Annotated in this window: 24 protein-coding genes; 4 read left to right on the top strand and 20 right to left on the bottom strand. The window is 61.3% G+C overall.

The window, feature by feature from the left end; all coding sequences use genetic code 11:
* Positions 1–85 precede the first annotated feature (85 nt).
* The 15 genes from K6301_RS04030 to K6301_RS03960 form a co-directional block, all read right to left on the bottom strand.
* On the bottom strand, positions 86–1,504 hold the full coding sequence (locus tag K6301_RS04030; protein ID WP_247219485.1) for an ATP-binding protein: 1,419 nt from the start codon (positions 1,502–1,504) through the stop codon (positions 86–88).
* A complete protein-coding gene (locus tag K6301_RS04025; RefSeq protein ID WP_134647547.1) occupies positions 1,494–2,165 on the bottom strand; it encodes a response regulator transcription factor in 672 nt (223 codons plus the stop codon). The genes K6301_RS04030 and K6301_RS04025 overlap by 11 nt, the downstream gene beginning before the upstream one ends.
* 52 nt (positions 2,166–2,217) lie before the next feature.
* Positions 2,218–2,469, bottom strand: a complete 252-nt coding sequence (locus K6301_RS04020) for a hypothetical protein (RefSeq protein WP_134647549.1) — start codon at positions 2,467–2,469, stop codon at positions 2,218–2,220.
* Between the two features lie 93 nt (positions 2,470–2,562).
* Positions 2,563–2,769: a hypothetical protein gene (locus tag K6301_RS04015; protein WP_247219484.1), complete on the bottom strand. Its 207-nt coding sequence runs from the start codon at positions 2,767–2,769 to the stop codon at positions 2,563–2,565.
* Positions 2,770–2,778: 9 nt separating this feature from the next.
* On the bottom strand, positions 2,779–6,618 hold the full coding sequence (locus K6301_RS04010; RefSeq protein ID WP_247219483.1) for a baseplate multidomain protein megatron: 3,840 nt from the start codon (positions 6,616–6,618) through the stop codon (positions 2,779–2,781).
* A 3-nt stretch (positions 6,619–6,621) separates the two neighbouring features.
* Complete coding sequence (locus tag K6301_RS04005; RefSeq protein ID WP_247219482.1) at positions 6,622–7,062, bottom strand: NlpC/P60 family protein; 441 nt, start codon at positions 7,060–7,062, stop codon at positions 6,622–6,624.
* Positions 7,055–7,939, bottom strand: coding sequence for a DUF2163 domain-containing protein (locus K6301_RS04000; protein WP_247219481.1), 885 nt, complete (start codon positions 7,937–7,939; stop codon positions 7,055–7,057). Before K6301_RS04000 ends, K6301_RS04005 begins: the two co-directional genes overlap by 8 nt.
* Positions 7,936–8,571 carry a DUF2460 domain-containing protein gene (locus K6301_RS03995; protein WP_247219480.1) on the bottom strand — a complete coding sequence of 212 codons (636 nt, stop codon included), beginning with the start codon at positions 8,569–8,571 and terminating at the stop codon, positions 7,936–7,938. The genes K6301_RS04000 and K6301_RS03995 overlap by 4 nt, the downstream gene beginning before the upstream one ends.
* Positions 8,572–8,761: 190 nt before the next feature.
* Positions 8,762–9,310, bottom strand: a complete 549-nt coding sequence (locus K6301_RS03990) for a phage tail tape measure protein (protein ID WP_247219479.1) — start codon at positions 9,308–9,310, stop codon at positions 8,762–8,764.
* Positions 9,311–9,313: 3 nt separating this feature from the next.
* On the bottom strand, positions 9,314–9,535 hold the full coding sequence (locus tag K6301_RS03985; protein WP_134647563.1) for a rcc01693 family protein: 222 nt from the start codon (positions 9,533–9,535) through the stop codon (positions 9,314–9,316).
* Positions 9,532–9,870, bottom strand: a complete 339-nt coding sequence (locus K6301_RS03980) for a gene transfer agent family protein (protein ID WP_247219478.1) — start codon at positions 9,868–9,870, stop codon at positions 9,532–9,534. The genes K6301_RS03985 and K6301_RS03980 overlap by 4 nt, the downstream gene beginning before the upstream one ends.
* Entirely contained in the window at positions 9,870–10,277 is a 408-nt protein-coding gene (locus tag K6301_RS03975; RefSeq protein WP_247219477.1) for a phage major tail protein, TP901-1 family, read from the bottom strand. Before K6301_RS03975 ends, K6301_RS03980 begins: the two co-directional genes overlap by 1 nt.
* 26 nt (positions 10,278–10,303) lie before the next feature.
* Positions 10,304–10,711: a DUF3168 domain-containing protein gene (locus tag K6301_RS03970; RefSeq protein WP_247219476.1), complete on the bottom strand. Its 408-nt coding sequence runs from the start codon at positions 10,709–10,711 to the stop codon at positions 10,304–10,306.
* Complete coding sequence (locus K6301_RS03965) at positions 10,708–11,040, bottom strand: phage head closure protein (protein WP_247220488.1); 333 nt, start codon at positions 11,038–11,040, stop codon at positions 10,708–10,710. Before K6301_RS03965 ends, K6301_RS03970 begins: the two co-directional genes overlap by 4 nt.
* Positions 11,040–11,609, bottom strand: coding sequence for a head-tail connector protein (locus tag K6301_RS03960; RefSeq protein WP_247219475.1), 570 nt, complete (start codon positions 11,607–11,609; stop codon positions 11,040–11,042). The genes K6301_RS03965 and K6301_RS03960 overlap by 1 nt, the downstream gene beginning before the upstream one ends.
* A 386-nt stretch (positions 11,610–11,995) precedes the next feature.
* Here K6301_RS03960 and K6301_RS03955 point away from each other — a divergent pair, with 386 nt between their 5' ends.
* The gene (locus K6301_RS03955; protein ID WP_247219474.1) at positions 11,996–13,696 is read left to right on the top strand and encodes a recombinase family protein; all 1,701 of its coding nucleotides are present in this window, start codon (positions 11,996–11,998) and stop codon (positions 13,694–13,696) included.
* Between the two features lie 589 nt (positions 13,697–14,285).
* Here the strand turns inward: K6301_RS03955 and K6301_RS03950 are convergent.
* Positions 14,286–15,221, bottom strand: a complete 936-nt coding sequence (locus tag K6301_RS03950) for a hypothetical protein (protein ID WP_247219473.1) — start codon at positions 15,219–15,221, stop codon at positions 14,286–14,288.
* A 243-nt stretch (positions 15,222–15,464) separates the two neighbouring features.
* Between K6301_RS03950 and istA the strand changes: the two genes are divergently transcribed.
* Positions 15,465–16,991: an IS21 family transposase gene (gene istA / locus K6301_RS03945; protein ID WP_220360292.1), complete on the top strand. Its 1,527-nt coding sequence runs from the start codon at positions 15,465–15,467 to the stop codon at positions 16,989–16,991.
* Complete coding sequence (istB, locus tag K6301_RS03940) at positions 16,981–17,793, top strand: IS21-like element helper ATPase IstB (RefSeq protein WP_220360291.1); 813 nt, start codon at positions 16,981–16,983, stop codon at positions 17,791–17,793. The genes istA and istB overlap by 11 nt, the downstream gene beginning before the upstream one ends.
* 653 nt (positions 17,794–18,446) lie before the next feature.
* On the opposite strand, the gene K6301_RS03935 is transcribed toward istB, so the two are convergent.
* On the bottom strand, positions 18,447–18,839 hold the full coding sequence (locus K6301_RS03935) for a hypothetical protein (RefSeq protein ID WP_247219472.1): 393 nt from the start codon (positions 18,837–18,839) through the stop codon (positions 18,447–18,449).
* Between the two features lie 86 nt (positions 18,840–18,925).
* Complete coding sequence (locus tag K6301_RS03930) at positions 18,926–19,648, bottom strand: hypothetical protein (protein WP_247219471.1); 723 nt, start codon at positions 19,646–19,648, stop codon at positions 18,926–18,928.
* Between the two features lie 294 nt (positions 19,649–19,942).
* On the opposite strand from K6301_RS03930, the gene K6301_RS03925 reads away from it, so the two are divergent.
* On the top strand, positions 19,943–20,824 hold the full coding sequence (locus K6301_RS03925; RefSeq protein WP_247219470.1) for a hypothetical protein: 882 nt from the start codon (positions 19,943–19,945) through the stop codon (positions 20,822–20,824).
* A gap of 95 nt (positions 20,825–20,919) precedes the next feature.
* Here K6301_RS03925 and K6301_RS03920 read toward each other — a convergent pair whose 3' ends face one another.
* Together K6301_RS03920 and K6301_RS03915 are read right to left on the bottom strand one after the other, a co-directional pair.
* Positions 20,920–21,552, bottom strand: coding sequence for a recombinase family protein (locus K6301_RS03920; RefSeq protein ID WP_247219469.1), 633 nt, complete (start codon positions 21,550–21,552; stop codon positions 20,920–20,922).
* A 284-nt stretch (positions 21,553–21,836) separates the two neighbouring features.
* Complete coding sequence (locus tag K6301_RS03915; protein ID WP_247219468.1) at positions 21,837–22,502, bottom strand: hypothetical protein; 666 nt, start codon at positions 22,500–22,502, stop codon at positions 21,837–21,839.
* Positions 22,503–22,568: the final 66 nt, after the last annotated feature.

Below are 22,568 nucleotides of genomic sequence, written 5' to 3'. Positions count from 1 at the left end.
TCACGCAAGGGCGGCACGCCGCCGTCATTCTTCAATTCCGCGATCCTCATATCGCGGACCATCCCTTGTTGCATTGTCCGCCGTGTCAGGCAACATCCTTTGTGACGGCCGGCAGAACGAGACGCGCGAGTAGCCCGCCGCCCTCCCCGCGGGACAGTCCGAAAACACCCTGGTATTCCGACGCGATCTCGCTGACGATGGAAAGGCCGAGGCCGGTGCCCGGCTTGCTTTCGTCCAGCCGTTTACCGCGCTTCATCGCCTCGCGGATCTCGTCGGGCTCCAGGCCCGGCCCGTCATCCTCGACTTCGACGATGACCCAGCTCTTGCGCGCATCGTCGCTCCCGCGCAGATCGGCCGGCGCCATGAAGACGCGCAGGTTGACGGTGGTCCTGGCATAGCGCGCGGCGTTTTCCAGGAGGTTGCCGACGGTTTCCTCGATGTCCTGCTGCTCCATCGCCAGCATGATGCCCGGCGGGTCGACATGAAGGGGAAACTGCTTGTCGGCATTCAGCCGTCGCATCACGCGCACCAGCCGCTCCAGCACCGGCAGCGCTTCCGTCCGGGCCAGCACCGATTCGCGCTGGGCGGCGATGCGGGCGCGGTTGAGATAGGATTGCACCTGGCCCTGCATCGCCTCGGCCTGCGTCTTGACCAGTTCGCCCTGCGGCGCGGCGATCAGCCGCGATTCGTTGAGAAGCACGGCAATCGGCGTCTTCAGCGAGTGGGCGAGATTGCCCACCTGCATGCGCGCGCGCTCCACGATGCGATGGTTGCTGTCGATCAGCGCGTTCACCTCGCTGGCGAGCGGCAGGATTTCGCGTGGAAAATCGCCGTCGAGCTGCTCGCTCTCCCCGGCACGGATCTTTTCCAGCGCCTTACGGGCACGATCGAGCGGCCGAAGGCCGATCAGGATCGCCGCCGCGTTGAGCAGCAGGCTTCCGACACCGAAGCCCGCCAGCGCCAGATAAAGGCTGCCCGAGAAATCGCTGATGTCGCTTTCCAGCACGTCACGGTTGCCGACCACGCGAAAACGCGCCGTACGGCCCTCGTCGTCGAGCACCACTTCCGTCTCCCCCACCTCGACCTCGTTCCCGAAGGAATCGATGGTCGTGTAGAAGCGCTCGTAGCGGGTGTCGAAGGGAATGCTGTCGGTGTCGGGGATGGGAATGCTGCCCGTGCCGAGCGAGGAGGAGGTCAGCGCCTCGCCCTCCAGCGCGCCGCCGATCGGCTCGACGATCCAGTACCAGCCGGATTGCGGCTGGAAGAACCGCAGGTCGCCGAGCTGCGGCGTGCCGGCCAGACGCGTGTTCTCGCTGGTCGAGATCGAGTTGATGACGTTGTAGAGCTGCGCGCGCAGAAGGTCGCGGAAACTCTTCTCGGCGCTCTGCCGGTAAAGTGTCGAGATGACGACGGCAATGACGACGAGCGCCACCGCGGCCCAGAGGGAGGCGAGAAAAAGGACGCGAAAGGTGAGCGAGCGGGAGCGTCTGGCGTTATTTGCCATTGGCGGGGGCTTGCATCCGGTAACCGAGGCCGCGCACGGTCTCGATCAGGTCGACGCCGATCTTCTTGCGCAGCCGGCCGACAAAGACCTCGATCGTGTTGGAATCACGGTCGAAATCCTGGTCGTACATATGCTCGACCAGTTCGGTGCGCGAGACGACCTCGCCCATGTGATGCATGAGGTAGGAGAGAAGCCGGTATTCGTGCGAGGTCAGCTTAAGCGTCTCGCCGTTGACCGTCGCCTTCGAACCCTTGGTATCGAGACGCACCGGGCCGCAGACGATATCGGGGCTGGCATGGCCCGCCGCACGGCGGATCAGGGCGCGGATGCGGGCCAGAACCTCCTCCACATGGAAGGGCTTGGCGACATAATCGTCGGCACCGGCATCGATACCGGCCACCTTGTCGCTCCAGCGGTCGCGGGCCGTCAAAAGCAGCACGGGCATGCCCTTGCCGTCGGCGCGCCATTTTTCCAATACGGTGATGCCGTCCATTTCCGGCAGGCCGATATCGAGGATGATGGCGTCATAGGGCTCGGTGTCGCCGAGATAATGCCCTTCCTCGCCATCGAAGGCCTGGTCCACCACGTAGCCGGCCTCCTTCAAGGCCTCGCTGAGCTGTCGGCTCAGGTTGACGTCGTCCTCGACCACCAGGATTCGCATGCGCCCTCTTTCTATCAGCAATCCCCTCGCCGGGCCGGCTGGCCCGACGGTCTTACATCGGTACGCGTACCGTCACCTTGCGCGGCCGGGCATTGTCCTTGCCCGGCACCAGCACGGTCACCACGCAGCTGTCGCCGCTCGGCTCCGCCGAGAGCAGTTCGCCGCCCGTCTGGGCCACCACCTGCGCAGCCGCATTGCTGCAGTCGCCCGAAACCGAGACGACATCCCGCTGGATGCCCGCATCGAACGGGACCGGGTGCATCAGGCTGGCCGCAAGTGCGGTTATGAGAATTGGCGAGGCCATCGACATACTTTCAGGTGCTCATCAGTGTGACGCAAGCAATAAACGATCCTCGCTGAATGGCAAATGAATGCCGGGCAGACTTTCTGTAAAGCGTCACCCGACGCGCCGGCGTGCCGAAAGCCGGCCGACCAGCGCCACAAGCCCGCCCACGACACCGACGGCCGCGACGATCAGGTCGGCGAGTTCGCCCTCGTCGCCAGCCGTCACCTCGATCCCCAGCGCGTGGGCGAAGGAGGCGAGAATCGCGATCAGCGCGCCCCAGACGGTGCGGGACTGATACCAGGCTTTCACATCGTTCATGGTCTTCTCCTAGAGGCTCAGGGTTGCCTGCGCGGCAAGGCCAAGCGGGATTGCCCGGCCAAGTTGGTGCACACGAATGGTGATCGACGCCTGCGCGGCGCCGAAATCGGCAAGTTCGCTGGCGGATGGATAAAGGCAGGCCGGCGCCGTCACCTCGAAGCGCCGCACCACCGTGGAACCGGAGAGGATATCGAGGCGATAGGCCTCGTTCGGCTCGTCGAGCGGGATATCCGTCGCAAGCCAGGTATCCGAATCGATCCGCCCGCGCCGTGTCCACGAAAAGCGCGCCGCGCCGTCCGGCCCGCGTTCGCCGCGCAGATGCACGGGAGCGAGTGGCGTCAGCGCCCGTTCGCCGCCGGCGAAGGCATAGGGACCGGCCTGGCCTTCCGGGCTGCCGACGGCATCGACGATCCAGTTGGAGAGCCGTCCCACCTCCTCGACATCGAGGCCGAGCGGCCGCACCGTCTCGTCCAGCACCACCGCCTGCGTGTCCATGGCGTGGCCCCAGAGCATAACGTCCTCCGTGCCGTGCAGGGCGCGCAACAGGCCGGATAGCCGCCAGCGGGCGGCCGCGATTTCGCTCGCCTCCTGGAAGCCGATCACCTCCCATGCCCCGTTTTCACCGCGCACGGCGATACGGTTCGCGCCGCTGAGCACGCTCACCGTATCGGCCGAGGCAAGCTCGCCGCCCGGCAGATCGAGGACAATGACATTGGCGAGGTCGAACAGTCCCACCGGGCCCGGCGCAAGCGGCTCGACGAGCCGGCCGATCCGTGCCGGCCTGTCCAGCCGCACCCGCGGCCTGAACCCTTCCAGCCCCTCGGAACTGGAGACGACCATGGCGCGCCACGGCTTGGCATAGGCCGCGACACGCGCGAAATCCTGCGCCCCGCCGGAGCCGAGAACCGGCAGGTCGAGCAGGACGATTTCGGGCGCGAAGGCATCCGACGGGCCCGGACCGTTCACCGGGTCCGCACCGCCCTCGCCCAGCGTCGGCGCGCCGGCGTCGCCGGCGGCGATTGCCCGCGCCTCCACTTCGCGCACCAGCCCGTCGGTGATGTCGGTGATCAGGAAACGGCCTGCCGGTCCGTCCGCCAGCCGCACGACATCGCCGGGCGTGATGCCGAGCGCCGTCGGCGGCAGGCGGAACGTCACCCGCCGTTGTGCCGCGCGGTGGTCGCGCAAGGCCGTTTCCACCGCCGAGGCCGCCGCTCCCGCATGCAGCACGGCCGGCAGGCCGAGCCGCAACACCCGGTCCGTGCCGCCGGCCATGCGGCGCGAGCGCGTCGTGGCATGCGCATAGGCGCCGGCATCGTCGAAGTGATCGAGGATCGCTTCGCCGGCAAACTCGCTGATATGCGCGCGACTTTCCTCGAACAGCGCCTCGTCCGGCCGCTCGGCCAGCACATCCAGGTCGTCGGGCGGCAGCGCGGATTTCAGCCGCGAGCGGAAGGTCAGCCGCCCGTTCGCCTCCAGCGCGTCGATCTGGAACGCAGCCATGATCGGCTCGATCATCGATCGCGCCGAGGCCTGCTCGCCCTGCACGAAGCCCGGCAGGTCGCCGGAAACGCCCGATACGTCGAAATCCTCGAAGCCATGGTCGCGCAGGATGGCGGCGATGACATCGGCGACGGTCCCGGCACCCAGCCGCCCGCTCAGCCAGTGGCCGCGCTGCCAGTTGCTGCCGTCGGACCAGAGCCCGGTTTTCTGCGGGAAGGCCGGATAGGGCCGCGCGTCCCAGGTCCACAGGAAGATGCGCCCGGGATCGACCATGCCGGGTTCCGGGCCCGCCCCCTGCCACCAACCGTGATGCGCATCGAGGAAGCGGCGCTGGATCGAATCGGCGCGTGCACCGCCCGAATGATAGGGCAGCGCGTTTTCCGCGCTTTTCGGATCGACGAAGACATTGGGTTGGTTTGCGCCCTTGTCCACGGCCGGGCAGCCGAGCTCCGTGAACCAGATCGGCTTGGAGCGCGGCAACCATTCCGTCGGACTGGCAAGCTCGGTGCCGCCGGGGCCGCGCTCGTAATGGCGATTCCCCCACCAGCTTTCGATGTCCTTGTAGCGGTACACCCAGGGCTTGCCCGCCATGCCGTCGGTGATCGGTGTGCGGTTGCGGGCGCGGCGGTCGGCGGCGCTGGCATAATACCAGTCGAAACCCTCGCCGCTCGTGATATGGGCACGCATCGCGGCCGCATCCTCCGCATGGCGGAAGCCGTCCGGATTGCCGGCGACCGTGTCGCCGTCCTGCCAGTCGGCAAGCGGCATGTAGTTGTCGATGCCGACGGCATCGATGGCAGGCGAGGCCCAGAGCGGATCGAGGTGATAGCGCACCTCGCCGCTGCCATCGCCCGGCTGGAAACCGAAATACTCGCTCCAGTCGGCCGCGTAGGTGATCTTCGTGCCGGCGCGCAGCACCGCACGCACGTCGGTCGCCAGGTCGCAGAGGCCGTCGACGAAGGGAAAGCGCCCGGCCGCGTCGCGCAACCAGGTGAGGCCGCGCATCTCCGACCCGATGAGGAAGCCGTGCACGCCGCCCGCCACTTCGGCCAGGTTCGCGTAATGCAGGATCAGCCGGCGAAAACCGCTGTCGCCGGCCGGTCCCGTGACCGTCTCGCCCGAGACCGAGAAGTGACCGGCCTGGGCATTGCCGAGGAACGCCTGCACCTGGCTGCGCGCGGCGTTGGTCTTGTCCGCGCCTTGCGGATAACAGGTGATGCGGCCGCGCCAGGGATAGGGCGCCTGCCGGGCCGCGCCATAGGGATCCGGCAAGGCATTGTCGCCGGGAACATCCATCAGAAGGAAGGGGTAGAGATAGACCTCCAGCCCGCGGGCCTTCAGATTGCGGATCGCCGCGATCACCCCGGCATCGGAGGGCGTGCCGCCATAGGCGGGCGAGCCGCCGTTGCGGCTCACCACATGGGCGTTGCCGCGGGCAATGCCCGAAACGCACCAGGGCCGCGTTTCTTGCCCGCGCGCGGAAACCTCGACGCCCGGTACGATCCGGCACTGGCCTGCCCGCAGGTCCGTCCCGAACCATCCCACCACCAGCCCGACTCGCTTGAGGTTGGGGCACAGCGCCTGCAATTCGTCGATGGAGGCCTGCCAGTCGGTCGAGGCGGTCAGCGTGTTGCGGTTGACATGGCGTGCCGAGCCGTTGCCGAAGTTCTCCGTCACCAGGCCGGGATCGTAGCCGTGCTCGCTCGAGCCGGGAATGATCGTGACCGCCCGGATATCGGTTTCCAGCGCCCCGACCGGCCGCAGCACCTCGAATTGCAGCACCGGCAGGCGGTTGCCGTAGCTGTCGAGCGGCAGCCGCTCGAACACCGCATAGGCGAGCCCGCGATAGGCCGGCGTGTTGCCGGCGCCCTGCTTGGCCTCGATCAGAGGATCGGGCTGCTGCGTGCGGGTGCCCTTGTGGATGCGCATCTCGACCGAGCGCAGGTCGAGTTCGCGGCCGTCGGCCCATACGCGGCGCACCGCCGCGATCGGCCCCTCACAGATGCCGACCGCAAGGTTCGCATAGTAGCGATAGGTCTCGACGCGCGGTCCGCGGCCCTTGCCGCCCTGCCGCTCGACCGACACCTCCTCCTCGAAGCGCGTCGCCCAGATCAGCGTGCCGCCCACCCGCATCGTGCCGTAGACGCGGCCGATCGCCGTGCCCTCGTCCGCGCCCGGCAAGCGCGCATCGCCGAGCCGCGGGCCGGTAATCGTCTTAGAACCGTTGATGAGGGAGCGGTCCACAATGGAGCCCGCGAGCGCGCCGACGGCACGGCCGACGATGGCGCCGACGGGACCGAACACGCCGCCGAGGGCTGCACCCGCGGCCTGGAAGAGAATGGTCGCCATGGATCAGGAAAGCTCCGGGAAACGGAAGACGCCGGCAATGCGCCGGCGCCAGGAGGGAATGAGCGGCGATTCGATCACCGCCGCCTGCTCATAGGCGTGAATGAAGCGCGCATCCGGCGCGGCGATGCCGGCATGCTTGGCCGCCGCCCCCTCCTGCCAGCGGAAGATGAGGAGATCGCCCGGCCTGAGCGCCGAGGCGGGCAGCGCCGGCCCGCAGTGTCGCGCGGCGGCGAGCAGCAACCGCTCCTCGCCTGCACGCTCCGCCCAGTCGGGCGCATAGGGTGCGGGCACCTCCGGCTCGGCGTCGTAGAGTTCGCGCCAAACGCCGCGCACCAGCCCGAGGCAATCGCAGCCGACGCCCTTCCGCGATCCCTGATGCCGGTAGGGCGTGCCGATGAAACCGCGCGCCACGGCCACGACCCGGTCGCCGAAATCGTCAGCCATAGAGCGGCCTCCCGTCATGCACCGTCTGGCCGTCGGCATAGCCGTAGCTGAAATCGCTGCCCGGCATATGGGGAAAACCCTGGAAATTCAGCCGGTTGTTGAACTTCGCCTTGCAGGTGGAAAAGCGCTTGTCGCAGCCCGCCGTCACCTGCAACGTGTCGCCGACGGCCACGCCCGCCGCCATGGGCAGCCAGAGCGTGAGAGAATCGGCGCCGGCCGCCTTGCGGTGATCCTCGATATCGGCCGAAAGCCCGGCCGCCGCCCCGCCGGTGAAGGAAAGCACGCCGTAGCGGAAGAAACGCTCCGCGAAACCCGAGAGGCCGGTCACCTCGATGTGCATGTCATCCGTGACCGCGCTGACCGTCGCGCTCGCGCGGTAGGCCGCGAGATTGACGCCACAGCGCGCATCGCCCAGCACGGCGTCGCACTGGCGGCCATAGATGCGGCCCTTGACCTGATCGAGCGTGTGGGTCAGGCGCCGAAGCTCGGCGCGGAAAAGCCCGCCCTCGCGGCGCACTTCGCCGAGCTCGGCGGTGCGCAGAAGGAGCCGCTGCCCGGTCTCCTGCCAATTGACCAGGAACACCTCGACCTTCGCGCCGTCATAGCGCCCGGCCGACAGGTCCTCCGCCGTGATCGCATCCGCCGAGAAACCACCGGAGACATCGCCGCCCTCGGCGGAAAGGCTGTTGCCGTCCTCCGTCTCGCTCGCCTCGAAGCCGCTTGCCGCGAGATAGGTGACGCCGTCGAATTCAAGATCGCGGTCATGATCGGTAAAACCGAGAACGACGCCGTCGCGGCGCACGACGCGCCAGGCGTTGCACAATGTCGTCGCCTCGCCGTCGAGATGGGCCTGCAGCCCTGCCGGGATCGTTCTCATGGCCTGATCTCCACCAGCGGGATGGACGGGATGCGGCCGGCGTCGAACTGCGCGAGATCGATGTCGATCCGGTCGGTATCGAAGCGCACCGGCACGTCGAATTCGAAGCCCGCCCGCACCGCGCCCGCAGCCGGAATCTTGTCCGGCTTGAAGGTCACGAGACCGGCTGCGTGGTTGACGACATAGTCGCCCGCCGGCACCACGGCACCCCCCACCGAGACCACCACCGTGCCCGCCACGGGTTTTTCGATCGGCCGCACCGTCTCGCCGCCCGCATCCGCATAGCGCTTCACCAGCCGGAACATCGCCGTCGTCCCGTCGGCGGTGCCGAGCAACTGGTCGGTCGCGCTCACGGTCGCGCCGGGCGCGCAGGACTTGTGGTCGACGGGATCGCGGAAGCGGAACCCGTTGAACTGCCCGGCCCGCGCCTCGAAGAAGTTCAGCACCGCGTAGAGGTCGTCCACGGAGCGCACGCCCGAACCGGCGTCGTAGCGCCGGCGTGCATCCTGCCAGCGGCGGTTGCGGTTCTCGCGCCCGTTGGAAAGGCTGACGATATCCGTGCGCCGCACCGGCCCGCCGCTCGTGCCGAGCGCGACGCGCAACGGAAACCGCACATCATGAAATCCTGCCATCCGGATATCTCCAAAGAATATGGCCGCACTGCCGGCGCCTTGTCCCAAAAGCGAAGCTGGTTACAGCAACGCCATCCCCAACGATGGACGTCGGCAATCTGGGAAACCGACGCCCCCAGCCCCTTCCCCCCGCCCGCGGGAAGAAGGTCGCGGCAGCGGGATGAGAGGGGCCCGCGCACCTCGCAAACGCTCACAAACTCCGCTGCCCGCGCCCCACCGCACGCGTCAGCATGGCGGCGATCTGTCCCTCGGATTTGCGGAAGCTGGCCGCATCCTGCGTCGTCACGTTGAAGACGATCTGCCCCGCCCCGCCCCCGCCGGCGGCAACGCCGAGCGAACCGTCCGGGCCGCGCTTCAGCGGCAGGATCGCTTCCGCGCCCGCCTCGCCCATCAGCCCAAGCCCGCCGCCGCTGCCGAAATAGGTCGGCGCCGCCACGACGCCGCCCTTGGCAAAGGGCGTCGCACCGCCGAGCAGGTTGGAAATGCCCGAGGACAGCAACCCTTCCAGCGGCTTCAGGCCCACCGAAAGCGCGATGTCGCTCATGCGCAGCGCGAGCCCGCGCAGCACGCTGTCCAGCCCGCGTCCGTCCACCACCGCGCCCTTCAGCGCCGAGGTCAGCGCGAAGCCGAAGGAGCGCGAGCGCGTCTCCAGGTCGTCGAAGACGTCGGTCAGCGCCTCGGCCTGATGCCGCGTGTCGGCAAGCGAGGCGGATCGTCCATTGTCGTCCGAAGTCACCATGTTTCACTCCATCTCGTCGGGAAAGGCCTGCATCAGGGCGGTCAAAGCCCCGCGCCCCGGCACCACCGCCGAGGGCCGCAGCAGGCCGAGCGCAAAGCCCAGTTCGCGCGGCGTCATCGCCCAGAAATCGCGTGCGGAAAGCCGCATGCGGCACAGCCCGGCATGCAGCACCGCCTCCCAGGGGAAGGCAGGTGCCGCGCCGGACGCGCCGGATGCGGCCCTCAAGGGTTTTCGTCTTGCGCCGCCCCGCCGAAGGTCGCCTGCAGCAGTTCGGCGGCAATGCGCGCGAAACCCGCCAGCCCGTCCGCCACCGCCATGGCCGCCACCTCCTCGTCGCTGAAAAGGTTGCCGCCGCCGCGCAGGCCCGCGCCGATGATGCGGATCAGGTCGTCCGCCTTCAGCCGCCCGGAGGAAAAGCGCTCTGCAAGCCCGGTCAGGCTGTCGACGGCAAAGGCCGTTTCCAGCTCGGCGAGCGCGCCGAGCGTCAGGCACAGCACCCGCCGCGCGCCGTCGAAGTCGGCCTCGATCTCGCCGCGATGCCGGTTTGCCCGCGCGCCCATCACACCACCTCGAAGGTCAGTTGTCCCGCAGATTCAAGCGCGATCTCGAAAACCACCTCGCCGTCATGCGCGCCGGAATATTCCAGCGCCGCGATCTGGAAGGCGCCGGAGACCTTGCCGAAATCCGGGATCACCACCTGCCACGGCATGATCGTGCCGGCAAAGAACAGCGAGCGCACCAGCGCGTCCGACGCCTGGTCCTTGAAGATGCCGCTGCCGGAGATGGCCGCGCGCTGCACGCCCGCCCCGCCCAGCAGTTCCCGCCAGCGTCCCGCCGATTCGGCGTCCGTCACATCGACGAGCTGCGTGTTGAACGACAGCCGCTTGGAGCGCAGCCCGGCAACGGTTGCGAACCCCGTCCCATTATCGACTTTGAGCAGCAGATCCCGCCCCTTCTGTGCCACCATGGCCCTATCCTTTCCGTGAAACGTTGTTAGAGAACGGGCTCCGTCACGGCCCGAAAGCGCATTTCGGCGCGGTGGAAGCGCGACTTGCCGTCCCGCCGCAGCTGCGTGTCGCGATGCAGCAGGAAGACGAGGTGATGGCCGTCCGGTGCGAGCGCCGCATCATGCAGCGCCGTGCGAACCGCCGCGGCGATGGCCTGCACCGTCTTGTGGCCCGCCGCCTCGCTCCAGGCCTCCAGCAGCACCGTGTGCTGCTCGCCCGGCTCGCTCGCCGTCGAATGATCGATGCTGTCGATGCCGGCGATCACCAGGAGCGGCGCCGCGGACTGCGAAAGCCGGCGATCGGTAATGCCGCCGGGGCCGACGAGCGCCGTCAGCGCCGCATCGGCGGAAAGCCGCTCGTAGATCGCCTTCTGCAAGGCCGAGGCCGCGCTCATGGGCTCATCTCCTCGCAGTCGCAGAGCGTGTAGCGCCCGGTTTCGTCCGGGTCGCGGAAGGCGACGAGCGCGAAGATGCGCGCGCCCTTGCGCAGCCGCATGCCGCCGTTGAGATCGCCGCGCGCCCGCAGCCAGATCCGGTGCGTCACCCGCCGTTGCAGCGCGCCGGCCGCCTCGCCGGCGCCGGCCGATACCGGCTCGATGCGCGCCCAGAGCGTCGCGAGTGCGGCGAACCCGGTTTCCACGCCGCCCTGCCCGTCCGGTGTCTCGACCGGGTGCTCCAGCACCAGCCGCACGCTCAGCGCCCCGGGGTCGATGGGTTTCGTCATCACAGCCTCCGCAGGCGATGGGGTGCGACGAGCCGGTCGTAGCCCTGCGGCACCGCGCCCGGCTGGTCGTCCAGCGAGACGACGCCGCGCAGCTCGAACATCGCGGCCACATGCAGCAGCAGCGCCCGCTTCAGCGTATCGGGCACATCCGCGCCGCTTTCACCGAAGCCGGCAGTGAAATCGATTTCGATGCCGTTGAGCGCGCGCCTGGTCTCCGGACGGTCCGGCAGGAGGAGCCGCGCCGGGCGGGCGGTGCCGTCGAGCACGGCGCCGGCAAGCGCCACCTCCACCGGGTCGCCCAGCTCGTCGTAAACCGTCACGGTTTCAATGGCTTGCACCGGCCCTCTGGCAATCTGAATCACCTGTCCGTCCGGCCAGTCGTCGAGATAAAGCCTCAGCGTCCGCGTGATGAGGCATAGCCCCGTCTCACTTTCCAGGTGATTGCGGGCGGTGCGGATGAGTGCTGCAAGCAGCGCATCCTCGTCGTCGGTCTCCAGGCGCAGATGCGCCTTCGCCTCGGCGAGCGTGATCGGCTCGGCCGCGGGCGGCAGAAGTTCGGTTATGGTCATGGTCGTCCTCTTGCGATGAAAGGGATGCGGGCGCGGCCGGGAGGAAGAACCGCGCCCGCCGGCACCGGCGGCAGGGGACAACCGCCGGTGCGAGGGAAATTGCAGGAAGGAAAGCAGCGCCCCATAACCCCTTCGCCCCGCTTGCGGGGAGAAGGTGGCGGCAGCCGGATGAGGGGCAATCACCAAGCACAGGCCTGCCATGGGATTGCACCCAAACCTCTCCCCGCAAGCGGGGAGAGTGGCAAGGTGAAGCAGGCCTCAGCTCGCCGCGAACTTCACCAGCTTGATCGCCTCGAAGTTCTGCACGCCGCCGCCCACCGCTGCTGTGTGCATTATACACATGGCGTTAAGGCACGCGTCTTAGCATGCACATGACGGAGCAGATGATGACGATAAGAGCCTATTCCTACATTCGAATATCTTCGAAAGAGCAGCGCAAAGGCCGGGGAGAAGAACGCCAGTTAGAAGCGGCGCAAGCGTATGCTGCGAAACACGGCCTCGAACTCGATGATAGCCTCCGAGACCTTGGAAAATCAGGCTTTCACGGGGATCACATCAAGTCAGGCGCACTTGGTCGTTTTCTAGAACTTGTGGCGGCCGGTGAAATTGCGGTCGGTTCATATCTGCTTGTCGAGAACCTTGACCGTCTATCTCGCCAAACTCCTATCGACGCTCAAGCGCAGTTCATCGCCCTATTGCAAGCGGGCATTCGGATTGTCACGCTCACAGACGGCCAGATTTACGAGCGTGGCCGAGACTTCACGCAGATGATTATTTCTCTAACGATCATGTCGCGTGGCCACGAGGAAAGTGCTCGAAAATCCTACAATAGCAAAAAGAACCATGACGCGAATCGCAGAGACATGCTGGCGGGCAAGCCACGTTTCCAATCTGGTTGTGTTGGTTGGATCGATCAGACACGGATCGAAGGGAGCAAGGACGTCAAGTTCACACTCAACGAGCACGCCCGGACTGTTCAACGTATCTTCGAACTAGCAGATCAAGGCGTCGGACCTTTGAGCATTGCTCGTTTGCTCAACGAGGCAAACACGCCGACATTGAAGGCAACAGGTACCAAATGGTGGGAGAACACAGTTTCCCGCATCTTGAAGAACGAGACTGCTATCGGCACTCTCCAAGTTCACGACACGGTTGACGGCAAGTTGGTGCCGTTGGGTGAGCCCATAAAGGGATATTACCCTGCTGCGGTCAGTGAAGAACTTTTCTGGCGCGTTCAACGGAATAAGGCGAAAGCAGCCAAGACGGGACGTAAAGGCGCAAAATACGCGAACCTGTTCCAGACGATAACGCGCTGCACCCACTGCGGAGGCGGCTTGGGCTTGGTCCGGTCAACAAAAAACCACTACCAGTATTATCGCTGCAAAAGACGATACGAGGACAAGACTTGCACTGGACCATCGGTGCTGTTTCCGTACGACAAACTCGAAAACGGCATTCTCAACCACGTGACCGATTTCTATCTGGACAGCCAATTGGGCCATAATCGCAGTTCATCCAGCCGTGACGCGCTGGTTCAGCAAACCGAAACTGCTAAAGCCGAAATCGCGGAACTAGAGAAAAGGCGCAAAAACGCCATGCGCATGTCTGAACTTGTGGACGATGAGGAAACTCAGGCCGAGTACAGCGCCCGTTTGCGTGAACTGCGACAGGAAACTGAACAGCAGAAGGCAAGGCTGAATGAAGCGGAATCGGCTATCAAGGCAATCGACGATCAGACTGATAAACTTCTGAACGTCAGCGACATGATAGCGGCTGAGAGAAAACTTTGGACCAATGGCAACGCCGACGAAATCTTCGTAAGTCGAGCCAAAGTCTCACAGGCCATCAGGCGTTTCGTTTCACAGATACAGGTGGATTTCGAACAGCAAAACGCGACCGTTTATGTCGCCGGGTACACGCGAATATACATGTTTAATCGCGATGGCGAACTCACGACGACCGTGAATGGAACAGCAATGCCATTCTCAATGATCGAGGAAGTTCTAAAGGCTGACAACGCGGACGATACGGTCATTGCTACGGCGAAGGAAGCGCATGCAAAATTGCAAGCAGCGAGCAGACATTAGGTCCATGTGATCCTGATCCTGCCTACTGCACCGGTTCCGCCGTTTACGCCATTTGCCGATCCGCGCACGCCACCAGCACCGACGACCAGCGCAAGTACGGTGCCCGCGGCGATTGCACCGCGCGAGAATGTCTTCTGACAACGTGCGCCTCCAGCGCCGCCCCAGTTGTGATTGATTTCGCCGCTCGTTTTGTTACCACCGCCACCACCACCGGGCGCGCTGCCGTTGCCACCTTGACCTCCACCGGAGCCACCAGATGGAGATGAACCGCCTGTTGGACGACCACTATTGCCGCCTGATGAGTTGATGTCGCCGCCTGTAGCGGTGCCACCGACACTGGCGGAAGCGTTGTAGTAGCGACCACCTTGCCCGCCGCGTGCCGTGAGACCGAGCGACGCTATTGTGGTTGTTCCGCCTGTACCGCCGACGCCGCCTGACCCTGCGCCACCGCCTCCACCGCCCCATAGTTCGATAACAAGGCTGTTCTTATAGCGAGGAACGGTGAACGTGCTGCTTCCGGCCGTAGTGTACTGGACGGTTCCCGGATCATCGTACTTAATCCCGGCGTTGATGTGAGGGAATGGAAACGTCATTGCATGGCCTTTACAATTGCGGCCACTGCGCTGTTCGTCTTTGCAATATGCAGTTGGAACTTGTGCCCTGATGTGGTGGTGAAATTGTCGCCATCTCTGATGGTGAACCCCGTCAGCGTAACGGCACCAGCAGTCGTACTGTTCACGATCTCAAGAATGATCGTATAGACGCCTGCTGCGGTTGGCGCAGCAATTGAGACGGCACCGACATTCGTCATGTGCTGCATGTTGCCACCGGATGGTGTTAGAGCAACTGTTCCAGTCGGTGAACCCAGGTTCTTTGATGTGGCCGTGAAGCCGCCTGTTACGGCATCGCCTGTCCGCTGAGCCGCATTGACGATGCGACTGTCATTGCCTTGCGCCGCAGTGCCCGCCGTTGTCCCGTAGTTCACCGACAACGATCTATCAGCGGACAAATCACCGCCACCGGACAATCCCGTTCCCGTCAACACTGATCGACTTTTCAACACAATGTCCGCCGGGTTAATGCCGCCAACAGTCGACGCGTTAACGTTTGTCAGGCCCGAGCCATTGCCCGTGATGACGCCGCTCGCTGTAATCGCGCCTGCTGTTATCGTCGCCGTCGATGTGACGTTCGGAACAGTGAGCGTTCCAGAGAACGTCGGATTATTGACGATAGGTGTGATCAATCGGAAATTGGTGCCGTCGAACGCAAGTGCAGTGATCTGTCCGGCTTTGATTTGGCCCGCCGATAGCGCTGTGCCATCGTGTCGTACAATCGTTCTTGCTCCAAGCAGGTTGATATTTAACGTCGCTGGTCCCGCATTATCGACGTGCGGAAAGAACGAGAATACCTCACCTTTTGCATAAGCAGCCGGTCCAACCTCGTACGTCAACACGTATGCGCTCGCCGTGCCCGTCGAGACGTACATGGGATTGCTACGATTGAAGGAACGTTTTGAAGCGGCCATGAATGCACGCATCGTAGGCGCAACTGCACTCGGCTGTGATCCTGTAGGGAGACCATTAGGCGCGGGCGAGTTGTTCAGGTTGTCTTGTTCATTCCAATTGCTGGACGTAAAATCTGCCATTGATCACCATTTGTTGATTTGCACTGAGAGCTGACCCGGGATTGCGGGAAATTATCACTGAGATTTGACCCATGTTTCAATCATCCCTCGCGAGGTTTCAGCGGGGGCTCTGGAGTGATCGACATGGCGTTACTGAGCGTAATACGACGCTGGCATTTTCGAGAGCATCTATCGATCCGGGAGATTTGCCGCAGGAGCGGCCTGTCCCGGAACACCGTCCGCAAATACCTGCGCCTGGACGGCGTGGAGCCGAAGTTCAAGGTCCCGGAGCGACCGAGCAAGCTTGATCCTTTCGCGGATCGGCTGTCGGCCTGGCTGAAGACGGAATCGAAGAAGGGCCGCAAGCAGAAGCGCACCCTGAAGCAACTTCATGCCGACCTGGTGAGCCTCGGTTACGACGGCTCCTATTGCCGCGTTGCAGCCTTTGCCCGGGAATGGAAGTCAGACCGGCAGAGGGAATTCCAGACGACAGGGCGCGGAACGTTCGTGCCTCTGGCCTTCGAACCAGGCGAAGCGTTCCAGTTCGACTGGTCGGAAGACTGGGCCATTATCGGCAACGAGCGCACCAAGCTGCAGGTCGCACATACGAAGCTAAGCTATAGCCGTGCCTTCATTGTTCGGGCCTATCTCCTTCAGACGCATGAGATGCTGTTCGATGCCCACAATCATGCATTCCGCGTGTTTGGCGGCATTCCCGGCCGCGGTATCTACGACAACATGCGCACGGCGATCGACAAGGTCGGCCGTGGCAAGGAGCGCGACGTCAATGTCCGTTTCCTGGCAATGGCCAGTCACTATGTGTTCGAGCCCGAGTTCTGCAATCCCGCGTCCGGCTGGGAGAAAGGACAGGTCGAGAAGAATGTTCAGGATGCGCGTCATCGCTTCTTCCAACCTGTTCCACGGTTTCCATCATTGGATGCCCTGAACGACTGGCTGGAGCGTCGATGCAAGGAGTTCTGGGCAAAGACCCCACACGGACAGATGCGCGGCACCATTGCTGACATCTGGGCTGAGGAAGCTCTGGCGCTGATGCCTGTTACCCGCCTGTTCGACGGCTTCGTCGAGTATACAAAGCGGGTCACGCCAACCTGCCTCGTCCATCTGGAGCGCAATCGCTACAGCGTCCCGGCATCCTTCGCCAATCGACCGGTGAGCCTGCGGGTTTACCCGGATCGTGTCGTCGTCGCAGCGGAGGGGCAGATCGTGTGCGAGCATCGCCGCGTGATCGACCGTTCTCACGATCGGCCAGGACAGACCATTTACGACTGGCGGCACTATCTGGCGGTGGTGCAGCGCAAGCCCGGTGCTCTTCGCAATGGCGCTCCATTCGTTGAGCTACCGGAGGCATTCCGGGCCTTGCAGCAATATCTCCTGAAGAAGCCGGGTGGCGACCGCGAGATGGTCGATATCCTGGCCCTTGTTCTCCAGCATGACGAACAGGCCGTGTTGTCGGCCGTGGACATGGCGCTGAAGTCCGGCGTTCCGACCAAGACGCATGTGCTGAACCTGCTGCATCGCCTCGTCGACGGCAAATCCTTCACACCGCCCACCATCGACGCGCCTCAGGCCTTGACGCTCACCAATGAGCCCAAGGCGAATGTCGAACGTTACGATGCGCTGAGAAAGACGGAGGTTCGCCATGCGTCATAATCCGGCAAGCGGCGCTGTCGTCATCATGCTGCGGCAACTGAAGATGCACGGCATGGCCCAGGCCGTTGGCGAACTCACCGAGCAGGGATCGCCGGCGTTCGAGGCTGCCATCCCGATCCTATCGCAGCTCCTCAAGGCTGAGACCGCGGAACGTGAAGTGCGATCGACGGCCTACCAGCTCAAGACGGCACGCTTTCCAGCCTATCGTGATCTGAACGGCTTCGACTTCACCAGCAGCGAGATCAACGAGGCACTGGTCCGTCAGCTTCATCGCTGCGACTTCCTCGACGACGCCAACAACATCGTCCTGGTCGGCGGTCCCGGCACGGGCAAGACGCATATTGCCACGGCCATCGGCGTCCAGGCCATCGAACATCATCACAAGCGGGTTCGGTTCTTCTCAACCGTGGAACTGGTCAACGCGCTTGAGCAGGAGAAGTCCCAAGGTCGTGCAGGCCAGATCGCCAACCGCCTGGCACACTCCGATCTCGTCATCCTCGACGAGCTGGGCTACCTGCCATTCAGTGCTTCAGGCGGTGCGATGCTCTTCCATCTACTAAGCAAGCTCTACGAGCACACCAGCGTCATCATCACCACCAACCTGAGCTTCAGCGAATGGGCCAGCGTGTTTGGCGATGCCAAGATGACCACCGCGCTGCTCGACCGCCTCACACATCATTGCCACATCCTCGAAACCGGCAACGACAGCTTCCGCTTCAAAAACAGTTCGGCCCATGAGCCCAAAACGACGAAGGAGAAACGCAGGAACTTGACCACCCCAACCACGACGGACGATACCTAAGGCGGGTCACTTCTCGGCGCAAATCCCGGGTCAGCTCTCAGTGCAAATCAACAGCAAGTTGCGATCAATGGAATTTCGGTTTGTCGAGGAGAGCGATCCAGTTCGGCAAGCCCTTCTGGAAATCTACGTGAGCGTGGTCTCTGGAAGTCCGAACAACGATTTTGAGAACCACTGAGCAGTTGAAGTGCTGGGCAGCGCTAAGGGCATGAACGCGCTGTGTGGGCGTCTGCTCGCATTTTAGGGCTACTTGCGCGACAATCCAGCCCGGCCGCTTGTACAACAAACACTACCAGGTGCTTTTGCGAAAAAACGTTGTTGGCTTACCAACCAGCAATCGAATCGCCGCATGTTATCAGACGGCGATATATCGCCAAGTACCAACTCACGCAGAGGAGTTCCGCATGATAACGGAATCTGAGTTTATGCGCCAAGCAAGTGATGTGATGAGACGCAATGGTATTGATCCCGATTCACGGCCAACGCTACAGGAACTTCGCCATATCGGAGCGGAGTTTAAACGGGTTAGGCGACCCATCTTGGATCGCGAATTGCCTCCACATGGTGAACCCACCTGATCATCAATCGCCATAGGCGATAAAGCCCGGACCTTTCAATCCGGGCTTCCATCAGTTCGCGCTAACTGATGCCGTCGACTACTTCGCCTTCTTGGCCTTGCCTGCTGCCCTGCCCTTCTTGAGCCGTTCAGAGCGCTCCATTGAGTGTAGTGCGATGGCATCTTGCAATGCCGTGTCGGCCTTGATCGCGTCCTTCGCCGCACCTAGGACTTCCATCACGCCGTCCAGATCGGCGGCGCGGAACAACTTGCTGCCGGCGATCTCAAATGCGTTGCGCCCGATCCGGACCACGTAGTTTGCACCATCACGACGGAACCAGCACGACCGGCTGTTGATGTCCTTTCCGGCCTTGATCTGCTTGGCGTATTCGATCTGCTTGTCGAGTTTTTCGTAGAAGATATCCAGCGGGTTCTTATTGCCAACATTGCCGGTTGTTGCGGCTGCGCGGAGGAGTTCCAGAGCGATTGTCATTTGCTATTGCCTTTGCACCAGCAGCATCATTGCTGCTGTGCTATCCCATCAATAGCCTTTGAACGTGTCGGGCAACCGAAGACTTCCTATTTTTGCTCGATTCGATCCGTAGCGCGCTCAATCCTCGCTATCTGCGAGCGATCGTATAAGATTACCTCGTTGCCCACTTTCAAGAGGACACCGTTCGACGATGCTTTGAGAAGAAGCGCGTTGACATAACTACGGTCGCCAGCCGTGATGGAATACCTGGCTTCCGAATGATTCAAATCCTGTATTGCCTCGTACTTCCCCGTTTCATAGAGCGCCGGGTATAGCGTGATCAGAAAAGTGGCAAATGCAGGTGGATGAACCGTCCGATCCGCGGCATGCTTTTGTACTAACCACATTACAGCAAGACTTAGGTTCACGTATAGAAAGGCGACACGTATGACGTAAAAATCCCCTTCAAAAAGAAATGGGGATGCAAACAGTGCGACAAAGAAGATGACGAGCGGCAAAGTTCGCAGCCAAACTGGTAGGCGTCGTACGGCGGCATCAATGGGCATGATTACTCGGTCAACCTTTTCCTCATGAGCGAGCAAAACCGCTGCAAACCAAAATATCAAGTACACGAACGTGGCGCAGCCAATGACAAAAGGAGCAGCACGGATGGCACCCATAATTAAATCTGTCTCAATAAAGAAACCAAGGTATTCGGGAGCAATCACTGCAAAATAGCCCATGGTACGAACGACATATGTTATAAACGCGCAGCCGATAAGAAAACCGACTATGGATACAACCTTAGTGAAAGACATGTCTTCGAACATGTACTCATCTTTCTAGAATCATTGACTTCTGCAAAGTACCTCCCGATTCGCGTTACGAGCAACACAAAGTCGCCAGCCTGCGAACCGGATATCGCGGTTTTCCACCCTCGATTACTTAAAAAATTCGGGCATCGCCAAAAAAGCAGTTGAAAAGTCTGATTTTCATCGGCTATTCGGAGGATTTTGAAAGTCCAAGCCTTTGCCGATCAGTCGAATATCTCGAATATCGCGGTTAATCCTAAGAATGTATCGAGTGCCTTCCAGACGCATTAGCGTTACTGTCGAGATAGTTAAATGTGGACATACATTTCGCAATTTCTAACCTACGAGAACCTGAACTTCGCGATTGGCTTTATAGGTACCGCCCTCGCGTTATGGTCTGTATTCAAAGGCCGGGTTGCCCGCCGATTTCTCTACGCGCGCCATGACACAACCATCATTGGCGCGACCGACGAAACCTATAACGAGAAACTTGAGATTCATTTTGATGGTCAGGTTATTCCGCGTCTAACGAAGACTACAATGACCTTCTGGAATGACGCCGGTAAAACGGTTGAGCATAAAGATATCGCGCCGGCGGATAGACTACGGTTAAGCCTTCCATCGGATGCCAAGATTATATCTGCTTCCCTAACACACATGACCACCCCAGCAAACAATGCGAAGATCGAGATCGGTGACGGTGGAGAAGTATTCATTGATTTTGACTATCTCGATGTACGTCAAGGCTTTAAATTGAGTTGCCTTCACACCGGAAAACGTCGTGCCGCTCGCGTCAACGGAACTCTTAAGGGGCTAGGTGCGCCGCAAGATGACGACACTACATCTGGCCTTGGAGTGGTTTGGTTTTTGATCAAATTTTTTGCATTAATCGGCACTATCGTCGCATTAGGCTTCGCTGCGGCATTCGGCGTGAACCATTTGCTAGACCAATACCTCAACACATTTTTCAAAGTCGTGATCAGCGGTATATGCCTGATAAGCGTGTTTGTCGGTGTGCTAATGCTTCTTGACCGGCTCGGCTTTTTGGATGGAAAACGGCGGCATCCACGTTTCCCTGACGACGAAACACTATCTAATCCTAATCCACGAGACGACCTGCTTGAACTCGAAGAGACTTTGCAAAGCCATCTCAATTTGGAAAACGCGCCGACACGTAAACCGGCGTCAATATAGACGCTAAGGACTGTCTAAAAGACTATGACACTGCAAAAATTTGGACACGTATGTCATGAGGATTTGTCGGTGCCCATAGGGGGTGTATAGACGCCTTATCCAGCAATCCCCAACCGACGCATGACGCGCACGATCTGAATTGAGGTCCACAAACCGCCCATAGAGGTCCGTACAGCGCGTTCATTAAGCCCACGCGCAATTGCTGCTGGACCCTTGTAGCCGCTCTGAATGAGCGCCTGTATGTCTTCACGGATGTTCTCCGCGAACGTGTCGGCTTGATCCACCCTAGCAGCATTCGTTCCCCATGCATCACCACGCGCACGCTTTGCAGCAATTGCCGCTTTCGTGCGCTGGCCGATCATCTCGCGTTCTTTCTCCGCAACTGCTGCCATAATGTGGAACTGGAAGTTATCGGCGTGCGGCATATCACATGCCTTGATCGGAACATTCTGCTTGAGCAACCCGGATATGAAATGAACATCACGAGAAAGACGATCTAACTTTGCAATTACCAACACGGCATTGGCCTGCTTTGCTGCTGCTAGTGCAAGCGCTAACTGCGGACGATCATCACGTTTGCCTGACTCGACTTCCGTAAACTCCGCTAGCAATGCATGGCCTTGTGCGAATGCCTCGACTGCTGCGCGTTGCGCTTCTAGTCCTAATCCGCTCTTTCCCTGCATCTGAGTGGATACGCGGTAATATGCGACATACTGCTGTGGTTGCATTGGTTGCGCTGCTTTTCGGAACAGTGAACGGGTGTTCTTTGTTCCTACAGCCGCATACGTGAAGGGCGAGCGTAAAGATTGGTTGCCCTTCGATCCTAATGGAACACAATGGTCCGCCCTATCGCGGTCACATTGGAATTTCTGGACGGTTATCTACGCGGGCGGATCGGAATGTGTTGATTTATTTCCAACACCGCGATTAGGGCAAAACGCTCCGATTGCACATTAACTTGTTTCCGCTGGCTAAACTCTGTTACTATGATGTTGTTTCAGCGTGATCAGTCCTATCTCGGACTGCTTACCGCGACAAATTTGTGATTGGGAGAATTCCTAACAATATACTCTACCAACTTACTTGTGACGTCTATGGCTTCGTCGACCGAGTTTGTCTGGAAGAATTCTAAGCGAAGATTTTCATCGACCGTATACGTCTGTATCCCAGCGTGTTTCGCGAATTGCCTTGCTAGTCCGTCAAACTGCGGACTCCTGTTGGAGATCATAACAAAGATCATGCGATCAATGTCTTTTTCAACAGGAAATATACCTATCTCGGCTAATACGTCGTAATCACTCCCGACATATCCCAGGTATTTGATAGGTTTCCTCCTGTATGTGCTAGCGAGAATGTCCATTTGTCCGTCTCTTAACGGAGATCCGTGATTTGAAATTGCCCATCGCGCATACATTAGTTTGCCATCGTAAACTCCGCTCAGATTGTATTTTGCGTGAAGACGCTCGATAATCTCCTTTGACGATTTATCAACGTCAATCCTCGGCAACGATCTTATATGAGCGCTGCGCCGTTCAATCTCTTCTCGCTCCTCTTTAAGTCGCTTTTCTTCCTCCTTTTTCTGGGAACTCTCAGTGAGAAATCCGAAGAGACCCATTGGAGCCATTATGAGTATCGCGACGATTAGTATCGCTAAAGGCGTGAGCGCTATGAGCCACATATCAGAAACTTCTTCATTTGTTGATGGGAGGACTTTGAGCGAGGACGTAGTGGGGAGGCGATCAGA

The sequence above is a fragment of the Shinella oryzae genome (assembly GCF_023038235.1).
Taxonomy (GTDB): Bacteria; Pseudomonadota; Alphaproteobacteria; order Rhizobiales; family Rhizobiaceae; genus Shinella; species Shinella sumterensis.
Note: the sequence above shows the minus strand (reverse complement) of the source record. Positions and strands in the feature narration are given on the sequence as shown.